11 protein-coding genes are annotated in these 8,310 nt (G+C 63.4%); 3 read left to right on the top strand and 8 right to left on the bottom strand.

Annotation, left to right across the window (positions count from 1 at the left end; all coding sequences use genetic code 11):
* Positions 1-427: class II aldolase/adducin family protein (locus HHJ19_RS11805; protein ID WP_296907544.1), on the top strand; the 427-nt coding region annotated here is incomplete at its 5' end.
* Between the two features lie 100 nt (positions 428-527).
* On the opposite strand, the gene HHJ19_RS11810 is transcribed toward HHJ19_RS11805, so the two are convergent.
* Genes HHJ19_RS11810 through HHJ19_RS11820 form a run of 3 tightly spaced genes read right to left on the bottom strand, consistent with a single transcriptional unit; the run spans position 528 to position 1,908 of the window.
* The gene (locus tag HHJ19_RS11810; protein WP_296907546.1) at positions 528-1,370 is read right to left on the bottom strand and encodes a transglutaminase family protein; all 843 of its coding nucleotides are present in this window, start codon (positions 1,368-1,370) and stop codon (positions 528-530) included.
* Positions 1,371-1,410: 40 nt separating this feature from the next.
* Positions 1,411-1,722: a hypothetical protein gene (locus HHJ19_RS11815; RefSeq protein WP_296907549.1), complete on the bottom strand. Its 312-nt coding sequence runs from the start codon at positions 1,720-1,722 to the stop codon at positions 1,411-1,413.
* Positions 1,723-1,908, bottom strand: a complete 186-nt coding sequence (locus HHJ19_RS11820) for a DUF1328 family protein (RefSeq protein ID WP_296907552.1) — start codon at positions 1,906-1,908, stop codon at positions 1,723-1,725.
* A gap of 320 nt (positions 1,909-2,228) precedes the next feature.
* On the opposite strand from HHJ19_RS11820, the gene gstA reads away from it, so the two are divergent.
* A complete protein-coding gene (gstA, locus tag HHJ19_RS11825) occupies positions 2,229-2,840 on the top strand; it encodes a glutathione transferase GstA (RefSeq protein ID WP_296907555.1) in 612 nt (203 codons plus the stop codon).
* Between the two features lie 217 nt (positions 2,841-3,057).
* On the top strand, positions 3,058-4,164 hold the full coding sequence (locus HHJ19_RS11830; protein WP_296907557.1) for an alkene reductase: 1,107 nt from the start codon (positions 3,058-3,060) through the stop codon (positions 4,162-4,164).
* A 98-nt stretch (positions 4,165-4,262) separates the two neighbouring features.
* Here HHJ19_RS11830 and thiE read toward each other — a convergent pair whose 3' ends face one another.
* The 5 genes from thiE to thiC all read right to left on the bottom strand — a co-directional run.
* Entirely contained in the window at positions 4,263-4,904 is a 642-nt protein-coding gene (thiE, locus tag HHJ19_RS11835) for a thiamine phosphate synthase (RefSeq protein ID WP_296907560.1), read from the bottom strand.
* Between the two features lie 78 nt (positions 4,905-4,982).
* A complete protein-coding gene (locus tag HHJ19_RS11840; RefSeq protein WP_296907562.1) occupies positions 4,983-5,801 on the bottom strand; it encodes a thiazole synthase in 819 nt (272 codons plus the stop codon).
* Positions 5,802-5,803: 2 nt separating this feature from the next.
* Entirely contained in the window at positions 5,804-6,013 is a 210-nt protein-coding gene (gene thiS, locus HHJ19_RS11845; protein WP_296907565.1) for a sulfur carrier protein ThiS, read from the bottom strand.
* Positions 6,010-7,092: a glycine oxidase ThiO gene (thiO, locus tag HHJ19_RS11850; protein WP_296907567.1), complete on the bottom strand. Its 1,083-nt coding sequence runs from the start codon at positions 7,090-7,092 to the stop codon at positions 6,010-6,012. Before thiO ends, thiS begins: the two co-directional genes overlap by 4 nt.
* 8 nt (positions 7,093-7,100) lie before the next feature.
* Positions 7,101-8,310: phosphomethylpyrimidine synthase ThiC (gene thiC / locus HHJ19_RS11855; protein ID WP_296907569.1), on the bottom strand; the 1,210-nt coding region annotated here is incomplete at its 5' end.

Here is an 8,310-nt window from a genome sequence, read left to right on the forward strand (position 1 = left end):
CACGCGCGCCGGGGTTGCCGTGAGCGCCCAGACCGGCGGCGTGCTGCCGATCAGCCAGCAATCGACGTTTGTGCTGGCCTCGCTGGCCTACCATGCGTATGAAGGCGTGGCCTTTCGCGAAAATGAAAAGCCCCGGCTGCAGGCCGACCTCGGCCGCGCCAACTTTTTAATGCTGCGCAACCACGGCCTGCTGGTGGTCGGCAAGACGATCGCCGAGGCCTTCCTGGGCATGTACACCTTTGAGAACACCTGCCGCATTCAGATCGATGCACAGTCAGGCGGCGGTGCGCTGACCGAGGTCAATCCGCTGATCGTCAAGGGCGTGGGCGAGGCCATGCGCGTGCAAACCGGTGGCATGGGCGGTGCATTCGTCTGGCCGTCACTGATCCGCAAGCTTGACCGCCTGGACCAAAGCTACGCTTCCTGAGCAACCGTCACCGCCCGGGCCTGCTCCGGCTCACGAGGCAAGCACGGCAAGGCTGCATGCAATGCAGCGCGCCACAGCCATGCTGGCGTCAGACCCCTGGCTAGCCCGTCACCACTGAATGCGCCGGCACGGCACCGGCAGGCGGATCTACCGGGGTTTCACTCTCGTCCACCGTCAGTTCCTTGCGTAGCATTTTTACATCGCCAAAAATGGTGGCAAAAGCCACATCTTTGGCATCGCGCCCGGTGCCAACGCGCACCAGCCGGTCGGTCGCAGCCAGTCGGCTCGGGTCAAACAGCACCCAGCGGCCGTCCAGCCAGGCCTCGAACAAGGCATGAAAATCCTGCGGCGGTTCCTCGAAATGCACATAACCGACCACCAGCCGCGCCGGGATGTTCAGTGCGCGGCACAGCGTGATGCCCAGGTGGGCAAAATCCCGGCAGACGCCGACACGCTGCACGAACACATCCTGCGCCGTGGTGGTGGAAGAGGTGTAGCCCGGCACATAGGCAATCGACTCGTAAACCCAGCTCTCAATCGCCCGCACACGTCCTAGACCGGGCGCCAAATGACCAAACAGCTGTTGCGCAACGCGGCTCATGGAGTCTGACTCGCAGTAGCGGCTGGGCATGAGATAGTGCAGCACGTCGTCGGGCACGGCCGTCACGGGCGTTTCGTCCAGATGCAGGGGCACCGGAACAGCGCTCAGATGAACCAGGGCGTGGTAATTGACCGACAGCAGGCCGCGCGGCGCATCAAGGCGGATAAACCGGTTGCCGCTGCGCTCGTCGCAAAAGGTGTGGACCTTCATGCTGGGCGTGATCGTCAGGCGCTCCTCGATCACCTCGTGCCCCTCGTGGAAGGCGGCCTCAAGATTGAGAAAAAAATGCGCCGGGTCACGTACTTCGTACTCCAGAAGTGCGTCAACAAGTGAGGTATGCATGAATTTATCGCCGGTTAAATGAGCTAGGGAAACCCGCGTATCAGCGCCGCTTGTCAGGGCCGGACCGGGGCGTGTCGGCCCGGCCAAACCAGTGTTCGCAAGTCACCAGCACCATGCGAAGCGCACGCGCCATGTTGCTGGCGGCGCTCGCCGGCGTGCGCCGCGCACGCAACCGGAAAACCAGCAAAAACTCGGCAATGCTGGCAGAAAACCGGTTTTTCCGGCGCGCCGTGATGTCGGTGTTTTCAGGCCTGCCAGCCACTTCGGTACCGGTCTGCGAACCGGGGTGAAACCATTTTTTCTTGAGCCGTGACACCGCCATGTCCGGCGGCACCGGGCCGGATTCACTCATTTATTTCATGACCTTTTTCACGGCGCCCACGCCAAGCGCAGCCAGCACCACAAAAATCACCGCCAGAATCAGGAACAGTCCAAACAGGATTTTGGCGATTCCGGCAGCACCCGCCGCCACGCCGCCAAAGCCCATGGCTCCGGCAATCAGCGAAATCACCGCAAAAATAATTGCGTATTTAATCATTAGCTTCTCCCATAACGCGAACATCGCGTGAAGCGCAAGATGGCGTAATTGCGAGCCATTCGTGCAACGACCCTATCGTAAAAGCAGCACTGCCCGCATTTTGTAGGACAACACCGCAGGACTTGCCGTTTGCTACGTATTTTATAGCACTCAGCAGCGGTTCTCAATGGACAAGACGGGGATTTTATGCAAAATCCGGGCCCATCGCCGCAGCCCGTAGCAGCAGCCGTCCCCCAGCAGATATCACGCCCAGCGGATAGTATCGACGGCAGGTTCCAAACCTGCTCCCAACCGCCTCCCCGAAACCCAGGAAAAAAATCATGAAGCTATATTACTCACCCGGCACCTGCTCACTTTCACCGCACATCACGCTGCATGAGTCGGGCCTGAAGTTCGAGCATGTGCTGGCCCCCACCAAAACCCACAAGCTTGTAGACGGCACCGACTACTACACCATCAACCCGCTGGGTTATGTGCCGCTGCTCGAGCTCGATGACGGCACCCGCCTGAGCGAAGGTCCGGCCATCGTGCAGTACATCGCCGACCAGGTGCCGGACAAAGAGCTGGCCCCGGCCAACGGCACCGTGGCGCGCGCGCGCCTGCAAAGCTGGCTCAACTTCATCGCCACCGAATTGCACAAGGGTTTCAGCCCGCTCTTCAGTCCGGGTACGCCCGCCGAGTACAAAACCACGGTGATCGACAGGCTGCAGTCGCGCCTGAAATGGGTCGATGGCGAACTTGCGGGGAAACAATACCTGATGGGCGATGCTTTCAGCGTCGCCGACCCTTATCTCTTCACCGTGACCAACTGGGCGCCCATGGTAGGCGTTGACATTTCCGGCCTGAGCCACCTTGCCGAATTTCGTGCGCGCGTGGCGGCCCGTCCAGCCGTGCAGGCGGCCATGAAGGAGGAGGGATTGCTCAAGAAATAGCCCCCACGCTTGTCGCTTCGCGTACTGCGCTGCCCCCCGAGGGGGCCGGCCTTGCTTGGGGCGGCCCGGCGCTGGCGGCCCTCGCCCCACGCTTGTCGCTTCGCGTACTGCGCTGCCCCCGAATTGAACTTAGCCTGGAACGAATCCGGTGGCCCTTGCCGGACCCGTCCCTCCGGGCTCATACTTGAACCCTATTTTCAATTGCGGATCTTTTTCAATGCACTCCTTATTCGACACCGTTCAGGCCGGTGACCTGCAGCTTGCCAACCGCATCGTGATGGCGCCGCTGACGCGCAACCGCGCGCCCGACGCGATTCCTACGCCGCTAATGGCCGAGTACTACACCCAACGCGCCACGGCGGGTCTGCTTATCAGCGAAGCCACCGCCATCAGCCAACAAGGCCAGGGTTACGCCGACGTGCCGGGGCTCTATGGCACCGAGCAGCTTGACGGCTGGAAACGCGTCACCGAGGCGGTCCATGACCAGGGCGGCAAGATCGTGGTCCAGCTCTGGCATGTGGGCCGCGTCTCGCACAACGAATTGCAGCCTGGCGGCGGTCAGCCGGTAGCCCCCTCGGCCATCACTGCCAAAACCCGGACCGTGCTGATGAGGGACGGCGCGCCCGCCTTCGTCGCCACCTCAGAGCCTCGCGCGCTGGACGCTGGCGAACTGCCGGACATCGTGCACACCTATCAGGCCGCAGCGCGCAATGCGGTGGAAACCGCCGGTTTTGACGGCATCGAAATCCATGCAGCCAATGGCTACCTGCTCGACCAGTTTCTCAAAAACGGCTCCAACCATCGCACCGATGATTACGGCGGCAGTATCCGAAATCGCGCACGCCTGGTGCTCGAAGTGACACGCGCCATCGCCGACTCGATCGGCGGCGGTCGCACCGGTATCCGCCTGTCGCCCGTGACGCCGGCCAATGACGCGTTTGACAGCGATCCGCAGCCCCTCTTTGACTATGTGCTCAGGCAGCTCGCCAAGCTCGATCTCGCCTATATCCACATCATTGAAGGCGCGACTGGCGGCGCGCGCGAGATGCCCGAGCGGCCGTTTGACTACGCCGAGCTGAAAGCGTCCTACCGCGCGGCAGGGGGAAAAGGTGCGTGGATGGTGAACAACCGGTATTACCCGGCCAAGGCCGAGCAGGCGGTGAAGGACGGCGCCGACCTGGTCGCCTTTGGCAAACCCTTCATCGCGAACCCCGATTTGGTGGCCCGCCTGCGCACCCATGCCGCGCTCAACCAGCCAGACCAGGCGACCTTTTACGGCGGCGGCGCCGCGGGCTACACCGACTACGAGGAACTGTCGGCTTGAGCGCGCGCCGGCAGGTGCGCCACATACTCACTTTTTAATAGCTATCTATGCCGGTAGAATATGGACCACAAGGCCGTTTGATCTAAGAGCCAGTTATTTCAGCGGGCCGCCAGCTGCAACCCCGACAACGCGGCCTGCCGCGGATCAAGCGCCTGCGTCACCGCGCTGACTACCGCAACGCCATCGACGCCGCAGGCCAGCACGCCCGGCATCAGCGCCAGCGAAATTCCGCCTATCGCCACCACCGGGCAGGGCGCCGCCTGCTCGGCCCATCGCTTCAGGCGCTCCAGCCCGACTGGCGCGTAAGGCATGACTTTCAGCGTGGTCGGGTAAACCGGGCCAATCGCCAGATACGAGGGTTGGACCGCCTTGGCGCGCGCCAGCTCCTCCGGCGTGTGCGTACTCAGGCCCAGCCGCAGGCCGGCGCTGCGCAACGCGTTCAGGTCAGCGCTGTCCAAGTCTTGCTGGCCCAGATGCACGCCATAAGCGCCCGCAGCCAGCGCCAGCTGCCAATGGTCATTGATGAACACCTGCGCACCCGGCCGCGCGCCCCCCCCCGCCACGGCGGCCTGCACCTGCTGCGCAATCTCTTCGGTCCCCAGATCGCCTGCCTTGATGCGTAGCTGCACGGTGCGCACACCCCAATCCAGCAGATGCTGCACCCAGACGGCATCGGGTACCACCGGATAAAAGCCGATCGGGCCAGTGAGCGGCAAGAAGCTAGCGGGCGATGAGGTCATGGATTTCCTGCACATTGATGAACGCGTCGACAGGCTCAGCCCAAACGGTTTTGTCAAAAAAACCAGCCCCGAAGAACATCAAGCGCCGTGCCAGAAAGGCACGCCGACGGTCGGGGTGGAAGCCTGCGCCGCAGCGCGCTCGGGCATGGGCGTCGATTCGTAAGCGGCGCGGCCGGCAGCCACGCCATCGGCAAAGGCGCGCGCCATGCGTACCGGATCGCCCGCCTGCGCGACCGCGGTGTTGAGCAGCACCGCGTCAAAACCCAGTTCCATCACCTGCGCCGCATGCGAGGGGCGGCCCAGACCGGCATCGACGATGAGCACCGCGTCCGGCAGGCGCCGCCGCATGGTTTCCAGCGCGTACGGATTGAGCGGCCCGCGCCCGGTGCCAATCGGGGCGGCCCAGGGCATCACCGCCGCGCAGCCAGCATCGCGAAGGCGCTGCGCCATCACCAGGTCATCGGTGGTGTAGGCAAAGACCGCAAAACCGTCTTTTGCCAGCGCCGTCGCGGCCTCCAGCGTGGCCACGGTATCGGGCTGCAACGTGTAGTCGTCGCCGATGACTTCGAGCTTGATCCAGGCGGTGCCGAAAATCTCGCGCGCCATTTGCGCCAGCGTGATCGCTTCACCGGCGCTGTGGCAACCCGCCGTATTCGGCAAAATGTGGCAGCCCAGCGCCTGGATACGCTGCCAGAAGCTGTTGCCGCCGCCGCTTTCCGGCTGCAGCCGGCGCAGGCCGACGGTCAGCACTTCCGTGCCGCTGGCGCGCACCGCGTCACCCAATACCTGCAGCGAAGGGTAATGCGAGGTGCCAAGGAAAAGCCGGCTGGACAGCGTGCTGCCCGCGACGGTCCACGGACTGCCGTGGGCGATTGAACTGTTCGTGGGGTGGCTCATCGCTAACCTCCCGTGATCGGTGTCACGACATCAACGCGGTCGCCGCCCTGCAAGCTGCGTTCGGGCCATTGCGGCCGGGGCACGAAGCCGCTGTTGATGGCGCAGGCAAAGGCACTTTTAAGGTCGTAGCCGCGCTCCAGCAGCAACGCCTGCAGGCTGAATGCCTGGGTTGCAATGCGATCGCCGTTCAGGGATATCTCGAGCGTCGTCATGTCGCCTCCTCGCTGACCGTTTCCAGCAGTTGATGGGCCAGCTTGTTGACCACGGCAGGCGCGCACAGATAGCCATGCCGGTACAGGCCATTGATATGCCAGACGCCGTCTCGCTGGACCACGGCCGGGCGGTTGTCGTCCAGCGCCGGGCGCAGGGCCGCCGACAGGCGCAGCACGCGCGCCTCGCCAAACGCCGGATGCAGGCTGTGCAGCGCGCTGCCCAGCTCCAGCGTCGAGCGCAGCGTGACCGGGCCGGTGTCTTCCGATTCCAGCTCGGTCGCGCCCACCACAAACTGGTGGTCTGGCCGGGGCGCCACATACAGCGCGTAACGCGGATGCATCAGGCGCACCGGGCGCAGCAGGGTCACGCCGTGGCACTCAACCCGCAACACCTCGCCACGCACGCCGCGCAAGGAATTGTCACGGGGCCACTGCGCCTTGCTACCCACGCCGCGCGCATCGACCGCCAGATCCACCGCGTAAGACTCACTCGCGCAAACGATGCGGCCTTGTTCCACCCGCTCAACCGCCTGGCCCTCATGCCAGCCAACGCCAAGCCGGTCAATTTCCGTCGCCAGCGCTGCCATCCACTGGTCGTTGGCGAGCTGGCCTTCGCTGTCCAGAAAAAGGCCGCCGCCAAATCGCCCGGCCAGCGCCGGCTCCTGCTGCGCGAGTGCCGCCGCATCCAGCGTATGCACCTGCGCGCGACACGCCTCGGGCAGCTTGTGGCGCAGCAGGCGCGTGAAATGTTCCAGCGATGCCTGATCGGGCGAATGGGCGACCACCAGAGTGCCCTGCTGCCGGAAATAGACCGGATCGCCGCCGCCTTCTGCCAGTTCGGCAATCCAGCGCGGCCACAACTGCATCGAGCGCTGGCCCAGTGCAAACACGACTTCGTCGGACACTGCCAGCTCGGCCAGCGGGGACAGCATGGCCGCTGCGGTCATGCTTGCCGTGTCCAGTGCCGCGCGAGGCCGCGAGTCAAACAGGCTGACGCGGCAACCGGCGCGCAGCAAGCGCCAGGCCAGCGTACGGCCGGCAAGACCCGCGCCCGCGATGCCGATGTGCAAGGCTTTCATCGTCTGCCTCAGGAATAAATCTCGTTACCGCCCTTGCGGAATTCCTCGGCCTTTTCCTCGAAGCCTGTCTCAATCTGAACGCTCATCTGCTTGATCGCAATCACGCCCGGGCTGCTGGCCAGCGTCGTCGTCGCCGGGTTCAGCCGCGCAAACTCGCGCACTTCCTGCGAGATCTTCATCGAGCAGAATTTCGGCCCGCACATTGAGCAGAAATGCGCCACCTTGGCGTTTTCTTTCGGCAGCGTTTCATCGTGATATTTCATCGCCGTGTCAGGGTCGATTGCCAGGCGAAACTGGTCTTCCCAGCGGAACTCGAAACGCGCCTTGGACACCGCGTTGTCCCACATCTGCGCGCCCGGATAACCCTTGGCCAGATCGGCCGCGTGCGCCGCAATCTTGTAGGCGATCAGGCCCTGTTTCACGTCGTCGCGATTCGGCAACCCAAGGTGTTCCTTGGGCGTGACATAGCACAGCATCGCCGTACCGTACCAGCCGATGTTTGCCGCGCCCATGGCTGACGAAATATGGTCATAACCGGGCGAGATGTCGGTGATCAAGGGGCCGAGGGTATAAAACGGCGCTTCAAAGCAGGCTTCGAGCTGCTTGTCGACGTTTTCCTTCACCAGCTGCAGCGGCACATGGCCGGGGCCTTCAATCATCACCTGCACATCGTGCTTCCAGGCGATCTGCGTCAGCTCGCCCAGCGTGTGCAGTTCGGCAAACTGCGCTTCGTCATTCGCATCGGCAATCGACCCAGGCCGCAACCCATCGCCGAGAGAGAAGCACACGTCATACGCCTTCATGATTTCGCAGATGTCTTCGAAATGCTCGTAAAGAAAGCTTTCGCGGTGATGCGACAAGCACCATTTGGCCATGATGGAGCCGCCGCGCGAGACGATGCCCGTCAGGCGGTTCGCCGTCAGTGGCACATAGGCCAGACGCACCCCGGCGTGGATGGTGAAGTAATCCACGCCCTGCTCGGCCTGCTCGATCAGCGTGTCGCGGAAGATTTCCCAGGTCAGGTCCTCAGCCTTGCCGTTGACTTTTTCCAGCGCCTGGTAAATCGGCACCGTGCCAATCGGCACCGGCGAATTGCGCAAAATCCATTCCCGCGTTTCATGAATGTTCTCGCCGGTCGAAAGGTCCATCACGGTGTCGGCGCCCCAGCGGATAGACCAGACCAGCTTGTCAACTTCTTCCTCGATGGACGAAGTGAAG

Source organism: Polaromonas sp. (assembly GCF_012927415.1).
In the GTDB taxonomy this organism is placed as follows: Bacteria; Pseudomonadota; Gammaproteobacteria; order Burkholderiales; family Burkholderiaceae_C; genus Polaromonas.

Excerpts from the sequence above, each read along its gene's own strand:
- HHJ19_RS11840 (WP_296907562.1), bottom strand. The coding sequence starts at position 5,801 with ATGAGCCACCCCACGAACAGTTCAATCGCCCACGGCAGTCCGTGGACC.
- HHJ19_RS11820 (WP_296907552.1), bottom strand. The coding sequence starts at position 1,908 with ATGATTAAATACGCAATTATTTTTGCGGTGATTTCGCTGATTGCCGGA.
- thiO (WP_296907567.1), bottom strand. The coding sequence starts at position 7,092 with ATGAAAGCCTTGCACATCGGCATCGCGGGCGCGGGTCTTGCCGGCCGT.
- HHJ19_RS11830 (WP_296907557.1), top strand. The coding sequence starts at position 3,058 with ATGCACTCCTTATTCGACACCGTTCAGGCCGGTGACCTGCAGCTTGCC.
- thiE (WP_296907560.1), bottom strand. The coding sequence starts at position 4,904 with ATGACCTCATCGCCCGCTAGCTTCTTGCCGCTCACTGGCCCGATCGGC.
- HHJ19_RS11815 (WP_296907549.1), bottom strand. The coding sequence starts at position 1,722 with ATGAGTGAATCCGGCCCGGTGCCGCCGGACATGGCGGTGTCACGGCTC.
- gstA (WP_296907555.1), top strand. The coding sequence starts at position 2,229 with ATGAAGCTATATTACTCACCCGGCACCTGCTCACTTTCACCGCACATC.
- HHJ19_RS11810 (WP_296907546.1), bottom strand. The coding sequence starts at position 1,370 with ATGCATACCTCACTTGTTGACGCACTTCTGGAGTACGAAGTACGTGAC.
- thiS (WP_296907565.1), bottom strand. The coding sequence starts at position 6,013 with ATGACGACGCTCGAGATATCCCTGAACGGCGATCGCATTGCAACCCAG.